General features: G+C 69.6%; 20 protein-coding genes and 3 pseudogenes. 12 read left to right on the top strand and 11 right to left on the bottom strand.

All coding sequences use genetic code 11. The features are described from left to right. The 5 genes from IEZ13_RS42990 to IEZ13_RS42970 form a co-directional block, all read left to right on the top strand. The coding region (locus IEZ13_RS42990; RefSeq protein ID WP_189285778.1) for an ATP-binding cassette domain-containing protein at window positions 1–690 on the top strand (690 nt) is incomplete at its 5' end. Next, window positions 687–1,475 (top strand): ABC transporter permease, encoded by a 789-nt coding sequence (locus IEZ13_RS42985; protein WP_183227189.1) that lies wholly within the window; start codon window positions 687–689, stop codon window positions 1,473–1,475. The genes IEZ13_RS42990 and IEZ13_RS42985, both read left to right, overlap by 4 nt. Window positions 1,476–1,500: 25 nt before the next feature. After that, the gene (locus IEZ13_RS42980; RefSeq protein WP_183227187.1) at window positions 1,501–2,751 is read left to right on the top strand and encodes a sensor histidine kinase; all 1,251 of its coding nucleotides are present in this window, start codon (window positions 1,501–1,503) and stop codon (window positions 2,749–2,751) included. Next, window positions 2,748–3,410, top strand: coding sequence for a response regulator (locus IEZ13_RS42975; protein WP_183227185.1), 663 nt, complete (start codon window positions 2,748–2,750; stop codon window positions 3,408–3,410). Before IEZ13_RS42980 ends, IEZ13_RS42975 begins: the two co-directional genes overlap by 4 nt. Window positions 3,411–3,507: 97 nt before the next feature. After that, a complete protein-coding gene (locus tag IEZ13_RS42970; protein ID WP_183227183.1) occupies window positions 3,508–4,131 on the top strand; it encodes a GyrI-like domain-containing protein in 624 nt (207 codons plus the stop codon). Window positions 4,132–4,143: 12 nt separating this feature from the next. On the opposite strand, the gene IEZ13_RS42965 is transcribed toward IEZ13_RS42970, so the two are convergent. Together IEZ13_RS42965 and IEZ13_RS42960 are read right to left on the bottom strand one after the other, a co-directional pair. Continuing rightward, window positions 4,144–4,716, bottom strand: a complete 573-nt coding sequence (locus tag IEZ13_RS42965; RefSeq protein ID WP_183227181.1) for a LytR C-terminal domain-containing protein — start codon at window positions 4,714–4,716, stop codon at window positions 4,144–4,146. Further along, window positions 4,697–5,209 carry a SigE family RNA polymerase sigma factor gene (locus IEZ13_RS42960; protein ID WP_183227180.1) on the bottom strand — a complete coding sequence of 171 codons (513 nt, stop codon included), beginning with the start codon at window positions 5,207–5,209 and terminating at the stop codon, window positions 4,697–4,699. Before IEZ13_RS42960 ends, IEZ13_RS42965 begins: the two co-directional genes overlap by 20 nt. Window positions 5,210–5,398: 189 nt before the next feature. On the opposite strand from IEZ13_RS42960, the gene IEZ13_RS47270 reads away from it, so the two are divergent. Beyond that, complete coding sequence (locus IEZ13_RS47270; protein WP_229795734.1) at window positions 5,399–5,848, top strand: hypothetical protein; 450 nt, start codon at window positions 5,399–5,401, stop codon at window positions 5,846–5,848. A gap of 106 nt (window positions 5,849–5,954) precedes the next feature. Here the strand turns inward: IEZ13_RS47270 and IEZ13_RS47790 are convergent. The 4 genes and pseudogenes from IEZ13_RS47790 to IEZ13_RS42940 form a co-directional block, all read right to left on the bottom strand. Beyond that, window positions 5,955–6,377, bottom strand: a pseudogene (locus IEZ13_RS47790) (methyl-accepting chemotaxis protein); the annotation flags it as partial. 170 nt (window positions 6,378–6,547) lie between these two features. After that, the gene (locus IEZ13_RS42950) at window positions 6,548–7,507 is read right to left on the bottom strand and encodes an NAD-dependent epimerase/dehydratase family protein (protein ID WP_183227178.1); all 960 of its coding nucleotides are present in this window, start codon (window positions 7,505–7,507) and stop codon (window positions 6,548–6,550) included. A 388-nt stretch (window positions 7,508–7,895) separates the two neighbouring features. After that, the gene (locus tag IEZ13_RS42945; protein ID WP_183227176.1) at window positions 7,896–8,717 is read right to left on the bottom strand and encodes an AcrVA2 family anti-CRISPR protein; all 822 of its coding nucleotides are present in this window, start codon (window positions 8,715–8,717) and stop codon (window positions 7,896–7,898) included. 268 nt (window positions 8,718–8,985) lie between these two features. Further along, window positions 8,986–9,111: pseudogene (locus IEZ13_RS42940) on the bottom strand (haloacid dehalogenase); the annotation flags it as partial. Between the two features lie 51 nt (window positions 9,112–9,162). On the opposite strand from IEZ13_RS42940, the gene IEZ13_RS42935 reads away from it, so the two are divergent. Then, complete coding sequence (locus IEZ13_RS42935; protein ID WP_183227174.1) at window positions 9,163–9,864, top strand: hypothetical protein; 702 nt, start codon at window positions 9,163–9,165, stop codon at window positions 9,862–9,864. Here the strand turns inward: IEZ13_RS42935 and IEZ13_RS42930 are convergent. After that, on the bottom strand, window positions 9,854–11,158 hold the full coding sequence (locus tag IEZ13_RS42930) for an aspartate aminotransferase family protein (RefSeq protein WP_183227172.1): 1,305 nt from the start codon (window positions 11,156–11,158) through the stop codon (window positions 9,854–9,856). The two genes, IEZ13_RS42935 and IEZ13_RS42930, sit on opposite strands and share 11 nt — an antisense overlap. Before the next feature lie 83 nt (window positions 11,159–11,241). On the opposite strand from IEZ13_RS42930, the gene IEZ13_RS42925 reads away from it, so the two are divergent. Further along, entirely contained in the window at window positions 11,242–12,120 is an 879-nt protein-coding gene (locus tag IEZ13_RS42925) for a LysR family transcriptional regulator (protein ID WP_183227170.1), read from the top strand. Here IEZ13_RS42925 and IEZ13_RS42920 read toward each other — a convergent pair whose 3' ends face one another. The 3 genes and pseudogenes from IEZ13_RS42920 to IEZ13_RS42910 form a co-directional block, all read right to left on the bottom strand. Next, complete coding sequence (locus IEZ13_RS42920; RefSeq protein ID WP_221246325.1) at window positions 12,121–12,735, bottom strand: TetR family transcriptional regulator; 615 nt, start codon at window positions 12,733–12,735, stop codon at window positions 12,121–12,123. It lies immediately after the preceding gene. Continuing rightward, window positions 12,654–14,042, bottom strand: a pseudogene (locus IEZ13_RS42915) (methyltransferase family protein); the annotation flags it as partial. The pseudogene IEZ13_RS42915 and the gene IEZ13_RS42920, both read right to left, overlap by 82 nt. Further along, window positions 14,039–14,917, bottom strand: coding sequence for a hypothetical protein (locus IEZ13_RS42910; RefSeq protein WP_183227164.1), 879 nt, complete (start codon window positions 14,915–14,917; stop codon window positions 14,039–14,041). The gene IEZ13_RS42910 and the pseudogene IEZ13_RS42915, both read right to left, overlap by 4 nt. A gap of 106 nt (window positions 14,918–15,023) precedes the next feature. Here IEZ13_RS42910 and IEZ13_RS42905 point away from each other — a divergent pair, with 106 nt between their 5' ends. The 4 genes from IEZ13_RS42905 (at window position 15,024) to IEZ13_RS42890 (ending at window position 18,808) form a co-directional block, all read left to right on the top strand. Continuing rightward, entirely contained in the window at window positions 15,024–15,416 is a 393-nt protein-coding gene (locus tag IEZ13_RS42905) for a hypothetical protein (protein WP_183227162.1), read from the top strand. A 207-nt stretch (window positions 15,417–15,623) separates the two neighbouring features. After that, window positions 15,624–17,705 carry an RNA polymerase recycling motor ATPase HelR gene (gene helR / locus IEZ13_RS42900; protein ID WP_221246315.1) on the top strand — a complete coding sequence of 694 codons (2,082 nt, stop codon included), beginning with the start codon at window positions 15,624–15,626 and terminating at the stop codon, window positions 17,703–17,705. A 9-nt stretch (window positions 17,706–17,714) separates the two neighbouring features. Further along, the gene (locus IEZ13_RS42895; protein ID WP_183227158.1) at window positions 17,715–18,167 is read left to right on the top strand and encodes an SRPBCC family protein; all 453 of its coding nucleotides are present in this window, start codon (window positions 17,715–17,717) and stop codon (window positions 18,165–18,167) included. 191 nt (window positions 18,168–18,358) lie between these two features. Next, complete coding sequence (locus IEZ13_RS42890; protein WP_183227156.1) at window positions 18,359–18,808, top strand: hypothetical protein; 450 nt, start codon at window positions 18,359–18,361, stop codon at window positions 18,806–18,808. A 56-nt stretch (window positions 18,809–18,864) separates the two neighbouring features. Here the strand turns inward: IEZ13_RS42890 and IEZ13_RS42885 are convergent, their stop codons facing one another. Next, window positions 18,865–19,845 (bottom strand): NAD(P)-dependent alcohol dehydrogenase, encoded by a 981-nt coding sequence (locus IEZ13_RS42885; protein WP_183227154.1) that lies wholly within the window; start codon window positions 19,843–19,845, stop codon window positions 18,865–18,867. Between the last annotated feature and the right edge of the window lie 78 nt (window positions 19,846–19,923).

The raw sequence follows: 19,923 nt of genomic DNA, 5'->3' as shown, positions 1-19,923 counted from the left end.
CCGCCGGACGCAACTAACCATCACAACATCGAGTTACACCGTTATCTTGACAATCCCCGCACCCACGGCATCCCGCGCCGGCGCGTCGACGAGGTGATCGACCTCGCCGGCCTCGGTAAGGTGGCCGGCAAACGGGTCGGCGGCTTCTCTCTCGGCATGGGTCAGCGTCTCGGCATCGCCGCCGCGCTCCTCGGCGACCCCAAAGTGATCATGCTGGACGAGCCGGTCAACGGCCTCGACCCGGAAGGGGTGCTGTGGGTGCGCCACCTTCTGGCCGGACTGGCGGCCGAGGGCCGTACCGTGATGCTGTCGTCGCATCTGATGAGTGAGACCTCGCTGATCGCCGACCATCTGGTGATCGTCGGCCGTGGCCGGCTCCTGGCCGACACCACCGTCGCCGACCTGATCGCGCAGACCGCCGGGGGCGGCGTCAAGGTCGGCACCGCCCAGGCCGGCGTGCTAGGCGAACTGCTGTCCCGGCCGGGCGTCACGGTCACCTCCGTCGCAACCGAGGAACTGCTGGTCGACGGCATGGGCGCCGGCGAGGTCGGGCAGATCGCCGCCGACCACCGGATCGCGCTGCACGAACTCACCCAGCACCGGGTCTCGCTCGAGGAGGCCTTCATGGACCTGACCCGCGACGCCGTCGAGTACACCGCCGGCCGCGCCCTGCAGGAGGCGACCCGATGACCAGCCCCACCTACCGGCTCACCGCCCGCGGCGTCCTGCACGGCGAATGGACCAAGTTCTGGTCCCTGCGCTCCTCCTGGATCACCCTCGCAGTCTCGGTGCTGCTGCTGGTCACGGCCGGTTTGATCGTGGCCGCCACGTTCGAGCCGGAGGACGGCAGTGGCCCCGGCGCCGAAACCACCGATCCGGTCGGCCTGGCTCTGAGCGGCTCCGCCTTCGCCGCTCTGGCGGTCGGTGTCCTCGGCGTACTGCTCTCCGCGGGGGAGTACAGCACCGGCATGATCCGCTCGACCCTGACGGCGGTGCCGTCCCGGCTGCCTGTGCTGTGGTCCAAGGCGGCGATCGCCGGGGGGACCGCGGCCGTCGCGACGGCCGCCGGCGCGCTGGCGTCGTTCCTGGCGGGCGCACCACTGGTGCCGGACGTGATGACCGCGCTCGACCTCGGCGACGACGGCGTGCTGCGCGCCCTGCTCAGTGCCGGCCTCTACCTCGGGCTGGTCGCGGTCATCGGTGTCGGGCTGGGCACCCTGGTCCGCTCCAGCGCGGGCGGCATCACGATCCTCGCCGGCGTCCTGCTGATCCTGCCGGGTCTGACCATGCTGCTGCCCGACTCCTGGGCCGGGAACATCGACCCCTACCTGCCCAGCAACGCCGGCGACACGATCATGTCGCTGACCTCGTCCGGCGCCGCCCTCAGCCGGCCGGCCGGCCTGGCCGTCCTCGCCGGTTACGCCGCGATCACCCTCGGGGCCGCGGCGTACCGGTTGGCGAAATCCGACGCCTGACCCCAGCCGCACCGACAATCACATGATGACCAGCCCGGCCACACCACGCGAGCCGGATCCGTTCCTGCGGCATCCGGTCGCCCGCTGGATGCTCGGCAGGCGGGACCGGTTCCGCAACCTGGATCAGCGCCATCCCTGGTTGGCGAACGCGGTGGTGGCCGGGCTGCTTCTGTTGTTCAGCCTGCCGGAGGAGTTCACCGAGGGCCGAGAGCACGAGCCGGCCCAGCCGCCGGCGTTGAGTCTGGCGGCGGCCGCCCTGCTGCTCGTACCTCTGTGGTGGCGCCGCCGCGCCCCGATGGCCGCCTTCCTCGCGGTCGCCGTGATCCTGCTCGCCGAATGGTCGCTGGGCGTCTGGATCAGCACCGGCGTGGTCGTGCTCGTGATGCTCTACGGGGTCGCCGCGCGCTGCTCGATGCGGGTGGTCGCGCTCGCGGCGGGGATCGTCGCGGCCGAGTTCGTCTTCGCCGTCTACGTCCTCCAGGCAGTAGCGGATCATCGGCCGGCCACCGTCCTGCTGCTGCTCGGCACCTGCTCGGCCGGTATCGCCGCCGGCCTGGCGGTGCGCACCTTCCGCGCCTACCAGGGCGCCCAGAGCGACCGCGTCACCTGGCTGGAGACCCAGCGCGACCAGCAGGCCCGACTGGCGGTGGCGGCCGAGCGGGCCCGGGTGGCCCGGGAGATGCACGACATCGTCGGCCATCACGTCTCCATCATGATCGGCCTGGCCGACGGCGGCGCCGCCCTCGCCACCAACCGTCAGGAGAAGGCCGCCGAACCGTTACGGCTGATCGGCGAGACCGGCCGGCAGGCCCTCGGCGACCTGCGCCGGGTCCTCGGCGTGCTCCGCGATGACACCCACGACCCGGAACTCACGCCGCAACCCGGCCTCGCCGACGTCGACCGTCTCCTCACCGGCGTCCGCGCGGCCGGGCTCGCTGTCACCTACCGCACCACCGGCGACCTGCACCAACTCGGCCAGGGCCTGCAACTCGCGGTCTACCGCATCGTCCAGGAAGCCTTGACCAACACCCTCAAACATGCCGGCCAGGACGCTTCCGCGCAGGTCACGGTCACATCAGAGAAAAACCTGGTGACGGTACGGGTGACCGACAGCGGTTCGCCCGGCCAGCACCCCGGCCCCCGTTCGCCGGACGGTCACGGCATCGTCGGCATCCGCGAACGCGCGAGCCTCTACGGCGGCACCGTCACCGCCGGCCCTCATCGTGGCGGCTGGGCCGTCGACGTCACTCTCACCGCGACAGGACCACACCCTTGATCACTGTGCTGATCGCCGACGACCAGCCACTACAGCGCCTCGGCTTCCGGATGCTACTCGACAGCACCGCCGAAACGGAGGTGCTCGGTGAGGCCGGCAACGGCGCCGACGCTGTGCGCCAGGCCGAACAGTTACGCCCCGACGTGGTGCTCATGGACATTCGGATGCCCGGCATGGACGGCATCGAGGCGACCCGCCGGATCACCGCTGCCGGGGACCGTACCCGCGTGCTGATCCTGACCACCTTCGGCCTCGACGAATACGTCTACGCCGGCTTACGTGCCGGCGCCTCGGGTTTCCTGCTCAAGGACGCCCGCCCGGACGAGCTGATCGCCGGCATCCGGGCCGTCGCCACCGGCGACGCGGTCGTGGCGCCCAGCCTGACCCGGAAGTTGATGGACGCCTACACCGAGAAACGCTCGCCCGTCCCGCAGCCGGCGGCCGACCCGCGCCTCGCCGGCCTGAGCGAACGCGAACGCGAGGTGCTGGTCGCTGTCGGGCAGGGCTGGACCAACACCGAGATCGCCGAGCACTTCACCCTGACCGAATCCACCGTGAAGAAACACGTCGGCCGGGTCCTGGCCAAGATCGGCGCCCGTGACCGGGTCCAGGCCGTGATCATCGCCTACGAATCCGGCCTGGTCCGCTCGCATCGGTGAGAGCGGCGGCGAGCAGCTTCTGTAACGGGCGGGCGGTTTAGGGTGGGTGGGTGCCCGGTTCCGCATCCGACGACCACCTCCGCCGGCGGTCTTCCCGATGACCACCAAGATCGACTTCAAGAAGGAGATCGGCACCTACTCGGCGCGGCGCGGTCGTTTCCAGATCGTCGACGTGCCGGACCTGCGCTACCTCATGATCGACGGGCACGGCGATCCCAACACCGGCCCGGCCTTCACCGAAGCGGCCGAGGCGCTCTACCCCCTGGCCTACCGGCTGAAATTCGCCAGCAAGCAGGACCTCGGCCGCGATTACGTCGTGATGCCGCTGGAAGGCCTGTGGTGGGCCGACGACATGGATTCGTTCACGGCGGCCCGGGACAAGAGCCGGTGGGACTGGACGCTCATGATCATGGTGCCCGACTGGATCGGCCAGGACATGTTCGCCGGCGCCGTGGAACAGACCGCCGCCAAGGCCGGCCCACGGCGCCTCCACGACGTCCGCCTCGGCGCATTGTCGGAAGGGCGCTGTGTGCAGACCCTGCATGTCGGCTCCTACGACGACGAGACCGCGACGCTGGAACAGATGCACCAGCGCTTCATCCCGGACAACGGGCTCCAGATGACCGGCCGGCATCACGAGATCTACCTCAGCGACGCCCGCAAGGTCGACCCCGGCAGACTCCGCACCATCCTCCGGCAACCGGTCAAGGCCCGCGAGTAGGAGACACGGACCTCAGCCGCACTGTGGTGGCGCGGTCGGCACGCCGACGGTGACCAGGTTCTGGTTGAGTTCGGTGGCGGTGGCGAGACGGTCGAAGTCCGGCCCCGGGGCCAGGTCGATGGCCGGATCGGAGCGGGCCGGGTCGAACCGCATGGTGACCTCGCCGCGCAGGGCCGCCCGCAGCAGTGTCGCCCTGCCGATGGACGCGGGCCCGTAGGTCAAGGTGGTCGCGGCCCCGGATCCGACCGCCCCGTCGACCACCGTGAAGCCCCGTTCACGCAGCTCCGAGACGATCTCGGCGTCGGCCACCCGGATCTGGACGTCGGAGGGGCTGTCGGGGAGGGTGAGCACGCAGGTGACGGGGACTGGCCCCGCGGGCAGTGTCGGGGTCGCGTCTTGCCGGGGCCATGCGAACGCGACGCCCGCCGACACCGCCACCACGGCAGCGGCCGCCGTGGCCGTCGCGGCCAGCTGACGGCGGCCCCGGGCCCGGCCGCGCGCACGAACCTCGGCGGCCGGCTTCATCGTGAGGTCGCGTACGTCGTCGGCCAGTTCCCGCAGGCGGTCAGGCGCCGGATGTGACATCGCTGTTCTCCTTCTCGTCGAGTAGTCCGCTGAGCGCCGTCCGGGCCCGGGAGAGCCGCACCTTGATCGTGCCCACCGGGACACCGGTGCTCGCGGCGATCTCGTGGACCGGCATGTCCAGCAAGTAGTGCATGGCGATGGCCTGCCGCTGCGCCACCGGCAGGCGCTGGAGCGCGCCCGTGACGGCCACCCGGTCCGGTGACGGGCCGCCGATCGCCTCGTCGGGGCGGCCCATCCGGGCGCGGGCGGTCAGCCAGCGCCGCAGGCCGCGCCACCGGTTGGCCGTCAGCCGCCAGGCGACCGACCGCACCCAGGCTTCGGGATCCTCGTACCGGGAGACCCGGGACCAGTGCTGCCAGGCGCGGGCGAAGGCTTCCTGGGCGAGGTCCTGGGCTTCGGCCCGGTCACCGCAGGCCGCATACAGGTAGAGCACGACGCGGCGACCCGTCGCGATGTAGAAGGCGTCGAAGTCGGCGCTGTCCCTACCTGTCATGGTTCCCGCTTCCCTGTCGGTGTTGCGCACACCAGAGAACACACCGCAGCCGTGCGTCCGGTTACATGCGCGACGAAGAATTCTCGCCGCTGACCGGTGTCGTGCGAACGGGGTCCCAGGTGAGCGTTCCCCATGATCAATGTGCGTGAGCCAGGGTCCTGCCCCTCGCCACGATGTGATCATCGAGGCATGGGTGATCTCGACCGTGGCAATGTGGTCCCGATCGTTGTCGGAGTCGCAGACTGGTTGCGCATCGACGGGGTCATGGACAACGAGATCCGAGACCTGCGTGATAAGTGCTTCGAGAGCGAGGTTCCGGATCAGTTGAACCCGTTCTGGGTCGAACTGACCGAGAACGCCGAGAGCATCCGGCAAGCAGGCTGGGATCAGCTGCCGGGCTGGCCCAAGGAATCGAAAGGTTTTCGCTCCTGGCCTGCTCCGGGTCAGACCCAGGAGATGCACCTTGGCGCCAGGCAATGGGGACTGATCGTTTCCGCTCTTGAGCGGTGGGCGACCCTGGACGACGAAGACGGCCATCAGGAGTCGGCGGCCTTCCTTCGCCGGGTCGCCGCGGAAGTGCGGACCGGCTACGAGCAGCAGGCGGGCAGACCCCTTCCCGCGGTCCGGCCTGACTGGTAGGCCGTTGGCGTCGTGTCGAGGGAGGCTCGCTCAACCACGTCCAGCCGAGCCGAGGCGCGCTGCGGGGCCTCCTGCCAGCCAGGAGACCCCGTCGCATGACCTCGGTAGCGACCACGGCGAAGCCCTTTCCCGCCTCGCCGGCACGGGCGGCCTCGATGGTGGCGTTGAGGGCGAGCAGGTTGGTCTGCTCGGCGATCGACGTGATGGCCCGCACGACGTCGCCGATCTTGGTGCTGGACTGTGACAGGCGCCCGACGACGGTGTTCGCGTCGCCGGTCACCGTGTTCGCCTCATCGGCGACCGTGGCCGCGTGCGCCACGTGCCGTTCGACCTCCTCGATGGATCCGATCAGATCGGTGCCGGCGGCGGCCAGCCGGGCGGCCTCGCGGAGCCGGTGCGGGCAGTGTCGGCCCCGGGTCCGGTTGGAGACTTCGCGGACCGGCTGCTGGTGGTGCTCTCCGAGGCCGGTCGGCCGATGCGGTGCCGGGTGGTGGCTGTTCTGGCTGAGGATCCGTCGGCGGCCCGGCATGGCGAACGGGTCCGGCACCGGTTGAAGAAGCTACCAATACGACCTGGCCGCCTGAACAAGATCGAGAAAATCACTCAGATAGAAACGCACCCTCGGTGCAAGCCTCGCCCTGTTCTGGCGCCAGGGTCAGGCTCAGCGGCCCTCGGTACCCCTGCCGTAGCCTGACTCGGTCAAAGCTTGGCACGCGGTCGGCCGTGGTAGGGCGACAGCCGCAGGATCGCGCGGCGCGCGAGCGGGCCGACCATTGGCACCAGGCGCCGCTTCCAGCCGAGACTCGCCGCGATGGCTTCGGCGATGTCGGCGAAGTCGTGGCGCTGGTAACGCAGCAATGCCTCGCTTTCGGTGGTGTCGATCCAGTCGGTCACGTAGACCGCGGTGCTGAACGCGTCGTCCGGCAACGACGGGACACCCATCGCCGCCAGCAGCCGGGTCAGGTACTCCCGATATGTGAGCTGGCACGAGGATCCCCCGCCGACGAACAATATCCGGCCCCAGACCTCCGGCGTTTCCAACGCGTTGACGATCGCCAGGCCGGCATCGTCGGCATGCAGTGCCTCGATCCGGTTGTCCAACCCGATCTCGAACATGATCGGGTGCGGGTCGCGCACCCCAAGGACCGGTACGTCGGCGAAGCGGAAGATGCACCAGGTCAGGCCGGACTCCCGAACGAGCTCCTCGCACTTGATCTTGTGTTCCGTGTAAGGGTCGGTCGCGACCAGCGGATCGTCGACATGCCGGGGCGGAACCTTGTCCAATGTGTGCCCATGGACATCGAAGGTGGACGAGAACAGCAGCCTCGGCGGGGTCGGCTGCGCCTGGCACGCCGCCACGACGTTGGCCGTACCGTCAACATTGACCGCACGGGCACGTTCCGGCTCCTCGTCCGCCGTCGGCGGGATGAGCGCCGCGAGGTGGACCACCACATCCACGCCGGCGGCCGCGCGCAGGACCGCATCGGCATCGGTGATGTCGCCCCAGACAACCTCGACGCCCGGAGGCAGGCTGCGGGCCGTGCGCCGGCCAGCCTTGGTCAACCGCTCGAACGAGCGCACCGTGTGCCCACGCGCAACCAACTCCGGCAATGTGTGCGACCCGATGTTGCCAGCCCCACCGGTCAACAAGATCCTCACGTGACACCTCGGCTCCGACTCGTACGACGAATGGGACCAAACCCTCAAGCCCGGCAGCAGACCGGAAACACTCGCGGTACCAGCAATGATGATCGATCTCATGGTCAAGTCGCCAGAATGAAGCTCGCGGACGCCCCGAACCACTCGACGACCGGGCGCGTCTCTGTGGAGTGAGCTACGCGCCGGTGATCATGGGGACCGGTCCGCGTCTCCGCTGGTCGCCGTCGCAAGTGGTGTTCATCGATGCCCCCGGAAGTGCCGCCCGCCCCGGACTCCCCATTGTTGCTGGCCAGGGTTTCTCGGCGATCTCCCTCAGAAAGAAACACACCCAGTTCCGGAACTCGCGGCCATGATCACAGGTTCACCTCGTGCAGCAGCGTACGCAGCATCACGAGGTGGTGCGGCTGTGATATCCGACGGCCCAGATGGACCGGTCCGGCGGCGCGCTGCGATACCTCTGCGGCGTGATGGTCGGCTGGCTAGCGTTGACGATGTCGGCTTCCGGGTGGGCGAGGTAGGCGAGGATCGTGATCAAGCCTTTCACTCGCTCCACAAGGGAGGTGGCGTCGGCGTCGAGCTCGACCTCGCGAACGTCTGGGTCGAACTGAGTGGGACTGCCAGCCGGGAGAGTGGCGAGCTCGGGGAGGTCTGCGAGCGCTTCGGTGAGTGTGGAGCCGTCGAGGCGTACCCTGATGGGTTGAAGATCGCCGAGGGATCCGCCGAAGTCGAGCAGCAGCCGCAATTCCGGGCGGCCGGTGGTCGGGGCGTATTCGAGGTGAGCCCATACGCCGAGGCCGGACTGTTGGGGATAGGCAGCGGGCAGGTAGGTGCACCAGTTCGGCAGGCTGGTGAAGTCCGCGAGATTGCCGAGGTTGTCGGTGGTCTCGCCGGCTAACTGGCTGGCCAGCTTGGGGTGAACGATGAACACGGAGCGGGAGAAGCGCCAGGCGTACATGGCGGATAGCACTGCAACGTGCTGCTTTGACGGCTGTATGTCACTGGTGCGATGCAGCGGTGAGCTGCTGGTGACCACCGCAACGGAAGCAGCCATCGGCAACAGGCACCAATCAGGCCACTCCACGGGCGGGTCGGCCCGGAACCGGTCGAGTTGCTGCCAGACACCGGGGTATCGAGCGCGGATTTGCTGGTCGAGTTCCGCGGCGCGGGCGAACCCCGCACGTGCGATGGCCTTGCCTGCGGATCTGATCACGCGGTGGTCTCCAAGGACGATGCGGTGTGGCGTCGATCATGACGAGGACTCTTCTGTGATGGGAAGACCCGACTGTGGTGGGCAGCGAGACCGACGAACGGGTGAAGATCCAGGGAGAACCTTGCCGGGCGACGCGTCTGCTACCCCTATCGCGGCGATCGCGACCCGCGAATAATCGCAGGTCGCCTACCCGAGAGACAGACCTTAGTGGCACAAATCCGGCTCGGACGTCCTCGGGTGACACGGACAGACTTCACTGGCAAAGGACAATCACCGCACCGAACACCGCGGACAGCGTGTGCCGTGGCACGCCGAGCCAGTCCGCCCAGGCGGCGAACTCCCGGGACTCGTCGAGAATGGTTCCGCCGACATCGAAGAAGACCGCTCTGATGATCACCACCGGGCCAGGGTAGGGACCTTGCGCTGATCTTCCAGAATCGCGTGTGTGGATCCGACTCTTGTCCGGCGGCTTCGGTTGCTGGCCTGCATGGCCGCGCCCGCCCTGGTGGCCGCGGTCGCGGACATGCGCGGCTGGAAGCTCTGGCTGCTGGTCCTCACGCTGGCGGTGACGCTGCTGGTGGTGGGGCTGCTGATTCCGGCCAGGACGTGGAAGCGGGAGGACAGGTACGACAAGGCCCCGATCGCGGGGATGGTGTTCGCGGCGCTCGTGCTCTTCGCGTCGATGAACTGGGGCGCGAGGCTGATCGTGCTGGGCGTGTCCGGCCACACCGAGACGGCGCATGTCAGCAGCGTGAGCATCAGTCTGGACACGGAGAACCGTGGCGGCCGGATCCTGCGGGAGAACTGCTACCAGCTGACAAGCCTCGACGGATCGCCGCTGCCGGGCACGATCTGCCGGCGGGACAGATATCCCAGCAACGACGAGTTCGGGGTCGGCGACGACATCACGGTGCTGCTGGACCCGACCGGCCTGGTCGCCCCGGAGACGCCCGGCCATGTGCGCTGGGCCTGGTTCCCGGGCGGTCTCGCGCTGGCGTCGTTCGCCGGGCTGGTCTGGGCCGTCTGGCGTAACGCGGGCCGGCCGGTACCGGAGCCGCTGTGGCAGCCCCGGTATGTCCGCCAGGAGGCGCGCCCCCGCAGACGGCGGGTGCCGAAGGCGAGCCGCAAGCGCCCGCCTAGACGGTGACCGCCACCTCGCCGATCGCCTGGTCCAGGATCGAAAGGCCGAGGTCCAGTTCCTCGAAGGACGAGGTGAGGGCCGGTGCGATCCGGAACACGCCGCCCATCGCCGGCAGTTGGACCACGTTCATGTGCAGGCCGAGTTCCAGGCAGCGGCGGGTGACGGCGACGCCGAGTTCGTTGGCGGGCTGCTTGGTGGCGCGGTCCAGGACCAGTTCCAGACCGATCAGAAGACCCCTTCCCCGTACGTCGCCGATCACCGCATGTCTGCCGGCCAGTTCGGTCAGCCCTTTGCTCAGGTGGGCGCCGAGTTCAGCGGCCCGCCGGTCGAGGTGCTCGGATTCGAGTACGTCGAGGACCGTGTTGCCGACCGCGGCGACGAGCGGGTCGGACACGTGGGTGGTGAAGAACAGGAAGCCCCGCTCGTGGGCGATCCGTTCGATCTCCTCGCTGGTGACGACGGCGGCCAGGGGCAGGCCGGCGCCGAGGGTCTTGGAGAGGGTGATGATGTCGGGTACGACGCCGTCGCGCTGGAAGGCGTACCAGTCTCCGGTGCGGCACAGGCCGGTCTGGGCCTCGTCGAGGATGAGCAGCCCACCGCGTTCGTGGCATTTGTCGCGCAGGGCGGCGAGGTAGCCGGGCGGCAGGTCGAGGACGCCGCCGGAGCTGAGGATCGGCTCGACGATGCAGGCGGCCAGGCTGCCCACCGATTGGGCGTCGATCATCTCGAAGGCGTAGTCGAGTTGCCGCCGCCAGTCGAGTTGCCCGTCCGGGGTGGTGAAGTCGGGACGGTATGCGTTCGGCGTGGGGATGGCGTAGTTGCCGGGCGCCGCGGGTCCGTACCCCTTGCGTCCTGAGCTGTAGGTGGCACTGGCCGCGGCTTGCGTCATGCCGTGCCACGACCGGGCGAAGGAGATGATCTCGTGGCCGCCGGTCACGAGTTTCGCCATCCGGATGGCGGCCTCGTTGGATTCGGCGCCGGTGGTGAGCAGCAGGACCTTGGTGAGCGGGTCCGGCAGTGACTCGGCGAGGCGGCGGGCGAGGTCGACGACGGGCCGGCTGAGCATGCCGCTGAACAGGTGGTCGAGGGTGGCGGCCTGGCGTTGGACGGTGGCGGTGACGGCCGGGTGGGAGTGCCCGAGGATGGCGCTCATCTGCCCGGAGGTGAAGTCGAGCAGTCGCCGGCCGTCGGCGGTGTGGACGAAGCTGCCCTCGGCGCGTTCGATGATCTCCGGGACGAAGCCGCCGGCGCCGGAGTAGCGGATCAGGTGACGCTCGGCGTCGGTCCAGAAGTCAGCCATGTCCCGACGGTAGGAAGTCTTCGAGCGTCACGTCCAGCTCACATTTTCGACGTTGCTGTTAAGTGGAGCCGTACAGTCCGGGGGTGACACTCAACCCCTGGCGGCTGCGGCTGCTGGCCGACCTGGCCACGTACGGGACGGTGCGGGCGGTCGCGCAGCGGGGCAGTCTGAGCCCGTCGGCGGTGTCGCAGCAGTTGGCGACGTTGGAGCGGGAGACGCGTACGGCGTTGTTGGAGCGGACCGGCCGGCGGGTGCGGCTGACGGCGGCCGGGGTGCTGCTGGCCGGCCGGGCCCGGGAGATCCTGGCGGCGATGGACGCGGCCGAGGCCGAGTTGCGGGGTCTGGCGCAGGAGCCGGCCGGGACGGTGACGCTCGCGGCTTTCCAGAGTGCGGTGCACGCGCTGGCCGAGCCGGCGGTGGAGCGGCTGGCGGCCCGGCATCCGGACGTGACAGTGGTGCTGCTGGAGCTGGAACCGCACGAGAGCATGTCGGCGCTGCGCCGCGGCGACGTGGACGTGATCATCACGACGACCGATTTCGCCGGTGCGGAGCTGGATCCGGCGATCGATCTGGTTCCGCTCGGCCAGGACGAGATCGTGCTGGTGCTGCCGGAGGATCATCCGTTGACCGGGTCGGAGGCGGTGGCGCTGGAGGCGTGCGCGGGCCAGCGGTGGACGTTCGACGTGTCCGGTTCCTACATGTCGGAGCTGGCCACCCGGTTGTGCCGGGAGTCGGGTTTCGAGCCGTCGGTGATCTGCCGGTTCAACAACTACATGCTGGCGTTGCGGCATGTGGAGAGGGGCCGGTCGATCGCGTTGCTGCCGGGTCTGGCGGTCGATCCGCGCTATCGGGTGGCGACGCGCCCGCTCGTTCCGGCGGTGACCCGGCGGATCATCGCGGCGGTGCGCCGCCCGTCGTCGCCGCGGCCGGAGGTGACGGCGGTGCTGTCGGCGTTGCGGTGATCAGCCGCGCGGGGTGGCGGCCTTCTTGATCTTCGATTTGAGGGCGCGGCGGGCCAGCGGCCCGAGCTCGTCGACGACCTCGACCAGGACGGCGAGCTGGTCGAGGGCATCCAGGGCGCGGTGGGCGCCGTCGCGGTCGACGCCCTCGTAGAGTTCGATGCCGACGAACGCGGCGCCGACCGCGCGGGCCAGGCCGGGGATGTCGGCGACCTCGGCGACCGGCGAGCCGGCCAACAACCGTTGCAGGACCGTCTCGATCTCGTCGATCCACATCCGCAGCGCGGCGGCGGTCGGTGCGGCGAGCCGCTCCCCCGACTGGGCGGCCGCCAGCATCTGGGCGAGCACCGACACGTTGCCCATGGCCAGTTCCTCGTCGTGCAACTCCCGGCCCACCTGGAGCAGTTCGCGCAGTGAGCCGACCGCCGCGAACCGTTCGGCGAACGCGTCCACCCGCTGCCGGGTCGCCTGTTCACAGGCCGCGCTGAGCAGGTCGTCGACCGACCCGAAGTGGTAGAACACGAGCGCCTGGTTGGCTCCGGCGGCGGCCGCGATGGTCCGCGCCGACACGCCGGTGACGCCGTGCTCGCGCAGCGCGGCGAGGGCTCCGTCGAGCAGTCGCTGCTTGGTGTCGCTCACGTCTCTCCCCTCGCCTCCGCGCGGTCATTGTGCCCCAGTGGTGCGCCGCCAACCGGGTGCGGGGGCGCGATCAGCGCGTCGGTGATCAGCTGGGCGAGTTGGTTCAGGCCGGGGAGCAGCAAAAACATGGAGATGTACGCGGGGAGCGCGCCGATGTGCTCCAAGGATCGGGCGACGGCCGCGACCCCGTCGGCGGTGTGCCCGTCGGCTGCCTCGTAGCGGGCGCGCCACAGTGTGCCGGGGTGGGTGGAGGCGGGCAGGATGGTCAGTCCGGCCGGGTTTTGTCGTTGCAGCGCGTCACGGACTCTTGTGCACGGTCCGCAGTCGTCGTCGAGCCAGAGTCGTGCGGGGACCGGCTCGTAGGGTGTCCTCCGGGGTCGCCAGTCCCGGACCCGGTCGCGGTATTCTCGCCAGCTCTGCCCGTACCGGGATCGAAGGTCTTGTCTCTCGTGCGGCCCGGCGATGGCAGCGGCGAAAGCGGTGGTGCTGAGGGCGACCGCGGCCAGTGTGGCGCTGTGGGTCGCGGCAGCCAGCAGCAGTTGCAGCAGGATCGCGCTGACCTGCATCGGGTTGGCGAGGTAGGCGTAGACGCCGGTGGTGACCAGCCGCGTCGGCGGGTCCCACGGGTAGGGGGTGCCGCCGCCGCGGAGGGCGAATTCGCGGACCCCGGCGAGTGCGGGAAGCGCGACCGCGAGCGCCACCTGGCCGAGCAGGATGATCGCGGAGGTGGGCAGGTCGAGTAACCGGCTCCAACTGCCGTCACCGAGGGTGAACGCAGCGGTGGGGGTGAGCCACAGCAGCAGCACCGCGAACGTCGCGAATTGCAGCAGCACGCGTGGGATGAGGTGGCGGCGGTCGGCGGTCCAGCGGCCGAGCAGTTGGGCGGGTAGGGCCACCGCGATCAGGCCGAGTGTTTCGCCGAGCAGCCAGTGCGGGCCGAGGTGGATCAGTGGGGTGAGCCGCGGCATGGCGATGACGTCGAGCCAGAGGAGCAGGCCGAGCGCGATCGGTAGTGGCAGCCATCGGCGCAGCAGCACCGGGACCGGGCCCCACAGGATCGCCCAGCCGAGCCACAGGTCGACGGGGAAGCCGCGGTAGGCGCCGTCGACGTTCGCGAAGCCGTGCCATCCGGCGGCCGTGGCGATCTCGTGCAGGACGGCGAGGCCGGTGAGCGCGGTGGTGAACGCCAGGGACGCTCCGGCCCGTGCCTGCCTGTCGCGGGCGGCGGCGAGCAGCGCGAGCACCGGGATGAGCAGGCACAGGTAGCGGGCGGCGGTGACGGTCATGGCAGGGCCAGCATGTCCAGGAAGTGGCCGGCGCCGGCGTGCAGGAAGCCGTCCTGGAGCGGTCCGAAGTACCAGGACGGGTCGAGGCCGCGCCGGTAGTCGATGCGCACGGTGACCTCGGTGCCGGTGCCGCTGGGCTGCCAGCTGATGGTGGCGTCGCGCATCCGCACCCAGCGGCCGGTGATGGAGGTGTCCTCGAGGATCGCGAAGGTGATCTCGTGGTCGGTGGCGGCGCGGACCTCGGTGACGATCTGGCCGCCGGGTCCGTGGGCGCTGCCGTGGTAGCCGAACATCCACCGGTCGCCGACGGTGAGTCCGGTGCCGTGCACGTGTCCGGGGGTGGGCACGCCGAGCAGGCGCAGCGGCAGCGAGCGGGTGGCGACCGGTCGCGGGCCGGCGGCGAGGCGGGCGGCGACGTCGGCGGGTGCGGCCGCGACGACCCGGCTGACCTGCACCGACTGGTCGGGGTCGACGCGCCATTCGGGGTTGACGCCCTCGACCCCGGCGAGCAGCAGCGGGATCGGGAGCAGGACGGGAATGATCCGGTCGCGGTCCCGGAACATCTGGCACAGGAAGGTGACGAGGTGTGCCACGCCGTAGACCAGCGGCGCGGCGAGCACGACGCAGATCGCGCCTTCGTGCAGCGCCACGGCCGCCAGCAACAGGCCGACGGTGGTGAGCCGGAACACCGTGCCGTGCGTGCTCCTGCCCGGGGTGAGCGTGAGCGCGGCGGCCAGGACGGTCGGCAGCACGACGAACAGCAGGGCGCTGTCGGCCTTGCCGGCGCGGACGGTCATCGTGAAGAACACGACCCCGAACGCGATGACGATGCCGGTCAGCACGATGTTCGCCGACCTGATCCGGAACTTCTCCACTTTCGGCCTCCCCCGTTCGAGCGCCTTTTGAGCGGGCGCTCAAGCCGAGAATAGCCCTCGTTTGAGCGGTCGCTCAAGTCGGGGGGTCCGGCTATCCTCGCCGACTGTGAGTGATCACTACGAGGTCGTCTTCAGCTGCCTGCTCGCCGACGACGTCCCGGCGGAGATCCTCGACGTGCTGCGCTGGCACCTCGGCGACCTCGACGAGCGGCCCGCGCTGATCGAGGACGAGTACACGTACCGGCTGCTCGAACCGGATCCGGACAGCTACCTGCCCGGGGGCGAGTTCGCCCAGCTGGTACGACGGCGGGACCAATGGGGACTTTACGCCCGAATCTGGGTGCTCGATGACGACATGGGCTATCCGCACGAACTGTTCGGGTTGCTCGCGCCACACGTCGCGGAGACGGGGTACGGCGGCCACATCCGTGACGTGAACGACCACCGGGACCTCAGCATCATCGTCTTCGACGGCACCGGTTACCGCTGGCGGGATTAGGGCTCCGGGAGCGCGCGACGCCGCACCCGAAAGGATGGGTTTGGGGTTTGGGGTTTGGGGTTTGGGAGGTCTGGTCACTCCCCTTCCTTTTCCAAGGTATATCGCACCCCGGGGCTTGCGGCAAGACCCGGGATGGGGCGCAAAATCGCTGCTCATGGGGTCGGCGTTCGCCGTCCCCCGTCGCGATCGAGGATCGGATTCCGCGTTTTGAACTCTGTGTTCCACCTGCCCGTGAACCTTGCCGCCAAGGCCGAACCGGCGCTGATCGCCGCCGACGAGAGGCATTTCGCCGCGCTGGCGGAATCGCTCGAACTGCGACTGTCCGAACTCTCCGACCGGCTCGACACCGCGCGCCGGGCGCGCGCCGGGATCGGTCAGCAGGCGCTCGATCGTGACCAGGAGGTTCGGCGGCTCAGCGCGCGGTTGCGGTCGCTGCGCCGGTTCGGTGTGGACCTGTGTCTGGGGCACATGGTCAGCGCCGATGATCCGGAGCCGGTGTATGTCGGGCGGCAGGGTCTCACCGACAGCAGCGGCCGTCAGTTGCTGATCGATTGGCGGTCGCCGGCGGCCGAGCCGTTCTTCGGCGCCACGCACGGTAATCCGATGGGGTTGGTCAGTCGTCGCCGCTATCGGTGGACGCGGGGGCGGATCAGCGACTACTGGGACGAGGTGTTCGCGGCGGACGACTTCGCCGGGCACGCCGCGGCGCTCGACGACCAGTCGGCGTTCATCGCGAGTCTCGGTGCGGAGCGTTCGGACCGGATGCGGGATGTGCTGGGCACCATCCAGGCCGATCAGGATGCGATCATCCGGGCCGGTTCGCGCGGGGCACTGGTGGTCGACGGTGGTCCGGGCACCGGCAAGACGGTGGTGGCGCTGCACCGGACCGCCTATCTGCTCTACTCCGATCCGCGGTTGGGCCGGCGTCGTGGTGGGGTGCTGTTCGTCGGGCCGCATCAGCCCTATCTGGCGTACGTCTCCGATGTGCTGCCCAGCCTGGGTGAGGAGGACGTGCAGATCTGTACGCTGCGTGATCTGGTCGCCGAGGGCGCCACGGCGACCGTGGAGGCCGATCCGGAGGTGGGCCGGCTCAAGTCGTCGGTGGACATGGTGGGGGCGATCGAGGCGGCGGTCCGGTTCTATGAGGAGCCGCCCACCAAGCCGATGATCATTGAAACCGACGAGGCGGACGTACGGGTGACCGCCGCCGACTGGGCGCGGGCGTTCGAGGCGGTGGAGCCCGGGACCCCGCACAACGAGGCTCGCGACCAGATCTGGGCCGAGTTGCTGGCGGTCCTGGACGTGCCGCCGCATCGTGACCTGCGGGCGGCGTTCAACCGGGTCTGGCCGGTGCTCAAGCCCACCGATCTGGTGGCGGATCTCTGGTCGGTGCCCGCCTACCTGCGCAAATGTGCTCCCTGGTTGAGTGTGGACGAGGTCCGCCGGTTGCAGCGCGCGGATGCTCAGGCGTGGACGGTGTCCGATCTGCCGTTGCTGGACGCGGCCCGGCAGCGGCTGGGCGACCCGGATGCGTCCGGGCGGGCGCGGCGGCGGGAGGCGACGGCGGCCGCCGAGCGTGAGCGCATGTCCCGGGTCGTCGACGACCTGATCGAGGCGGCCGACGACGAGTACGGCACCGGCCTGGTGACCATGCTGCGCGGCGAGGACTTCCACGATGCCCTGGTCGACGAGGCGGCCCTGGGCACGGTGGATCCGGATCGGCTGGCCGGGCCGTTCGCGCACATCGTGGTCGACGAGGCGCAGGAGTTGACCGACGCCCAGTGGCGGATGTTGCTGCTGCGCTGCCCGTCGCGCAGTTTCACCATCGTCGGCGACCGGGCGCAGACCCGGCGGCCCTTCACCGAGTCGTGGCGGGAGCGCCTGGCGCGGGTCGGTGTCGACCGGGTGGCGGTGGCGTCGCTGACCGTCAACTACCGCACTCCGGAGGAGGTGATGGTGGAGGCGGAGCCGGTGATCCGGGCGGTGCTGCCGGATGCCAACGTGCCGGCGTCGATTCGGCGCAGTGGTCTGCCCGTCGTCCACGGCGCTGTCGCCGACCTGCCCGAGGTGTTGTCGTCGTGGCAGGCCGGGCATCCGGAGGGTGTGGCCTGTGTGATCGGTGATCCGTCGTTCGAGGGCACGCCGCGGGTCCGTTCGCTGACCCCGGAGCTGGCCAAAGGTCTGGAGTTCGACCTGGTGGTCCTGGTGGAGCCGGAGGCGTTCGGGGCGGTGGACCGTTATGTGGCGATGACTCGCGCGACCCGGCAACTGATCATCCTGAACGCATAGGATCGCCGGGTGTACACGACGACGGTGTCCCAGCATGTGCCCGCCAGTCCGGCGGAGGTCTACCGGGCGCTGCTGGACCCGTCGGCGCTCGCGAGGTGGCGGGTGCCGGAGGGCATGACCAGCGAGGTGCACGAGTTCGACGCCCGGGAGGGTGGTCGTTTCCGGATCTCGCTGACGTATGGGTCGCCGGCCGGGTCGGGGAAGTCGTCGGCGCACACCGACACGTACCACGGTTGTTTCCGCAGGCTGGTGCCGGATGCCGAGGTGGTCGAGGAGTTCCGGTTCGAGTCCGGCGATCCGGCGCTGCGCTCGGTGATGACGATGACGACGAGGCTGACCGCCGTGCCCGGCGGGACCGAAGTGGTGATCGTGCACGAGAACATCCCTGATGTGATTCCGTCCGCCGACAACGAGCTGGGCACCCGGATGGCCTTGAACAACCTGGCCGCTCTGTTCGCATAGCTCTGTCGGCCGAGAATTCGTTTTTCCGTTTTCCGTGTCTGCATCCATCGCCGGAACGGAATTCCGGACCGACTTTATTCGGGTCCTGCGGATTCGGTGAGCGGCCGGAGACGTGGACGGGATACTTGAGAACGACTCACGGATGGCGGTTATCGCCTCCGTATTCGCGATCTTGTTAAGGGGATTTCAGCATGACCCTGCCTGGTTTCCGTATATCGGGTATGCGCGCCGTGGGTGCCGCCGTGCTGGCGGCCGGAACGCTCACCGCGGGGCTGCCGACCATGGCATCCGCCGATCCCGGTGACTACACCACCAAGGTCATCGTCAAGAACCGCACCGGCGAGGTGATGGTTCTGACGCATTCGCAGGTTACCGATGGAGAATGGATTCAATATCCGCCGGAGACGATAGCAAGCAATGGTATCGGCCGCATGAGCACGGCGTCGAGCGAGGATGAGGGTGGCACCGGGGGGACCGTCACCTATGAAACTGATTACGGCGATGTGGTGATCTATTGGAATGACCCGGACACGTCGGATAATAATGATTTCAAGTGCGATGCGCCGGACGAGCTCACCTGTTCGACGATCGGCTCGCCGAATGGCCAGCACCCGATCCTGAACGTTGACATCTTCGACTGACGCCCACGAACCCACGTCCCGTGCCAGCCCGGTGCGGGACGTGGGTGTGCTTGTGATCAGCCTGGCTCGCCGGTCATCGCGATCACGATCTTGCCGGCCACCCGGCCGCGGTCCAGGTGGTGGAGGGCGGCGGCCGCCTCGGGAAAGGGGTAGACCCGGTCGATGACCGGGCGGAGCTCGCCGGCGGCGGCCATCTCGGCGATCTCGGTGAGGTCCTCCCGGTCAGGGCGGGCCAGGAGGGTGCGCACCGGGCCGCCGCGGGTGAGCTTGCCGGTGAGGATGCGCCGGGCCGGGCCGAGCCAGCGGCCGCCGGTGCCGACCGACAGCACGAGGACGCCGCCGGGCCGCAGCGCCTGTCGCAGCTCGGCGAGGGTGTAGTTGCCGGCCAGGTCGAGGATCGCGTCGTAGCCCTCCCCCGGCGCGGCGAGTGGTTCGCGGCGCTCGTAGTCGACGACCCCGCCTGCGCCGAGTGCCCGGACCAGGCCGGCGTTACGCCCGGCGCAGGAGGCGGTGACGATCGCGCCGCGGGCGGCGGCCAGCTGGACGGCGAAGGTGCCGATGCCGCCGGAGGCGCCGGTGATGAGCACGCGGCGGCCGGCGCGGGCGCCGACGGCGTCCCGGATCGACTGCAACGCGGTCGTCCCGGCCAGTGGCAGGGCCGCCGCCTCGGTGAAGCTGAGACCGGCTGGTTTCGCGGCGGCCAGCCGGGCCGGGACCCGGGCCAGCTCGCCGACCGCCGCCGGGGTCTCGGCCAGCACGTCGGCGCCCACCCGGTGGTCACGGACGCCGTCGCCGACCGCCTCGACCCGGCCGGCGAGCGCCCGGCCGACGACGAATCCGGCACGGGGTCTTCGCAGGCCGCCGGCGACGGCCCGGATCCCGAACGGCTCGCCGCGCAGGGTCATCCGGTCGGCGGCGTTGAGCCCGGCCGCGTGAACCCGCACGAGCAGGTCGCCCGGGCCCGGGACGGGGTCGGTGACCTGCTGCAACGCGAGCTGGCCGGGTGATCCGAACGCGGTCTGGACCAGTGCCCTCATCGCACTCCACCTCCTGATTACAGTGTAAGCTTACGACGTAAGCAAGGGTGCGGTATGGTCGAGCGGTTCCGCAACCCC

This window comes from Actinoplanes campanulatus (genome assembly GCF_014647795.1).
Classification (GTDB): domain Bacteria; phylum Actinomycetota; class Actinomycetes; order Mycobacteriales; family Micromonosporaceae; genus Actinoplanes; species Actinoplanes campanulatus.
This window is presented reverse-complemented; position numbering and strand designations above follow the sequence as displayed.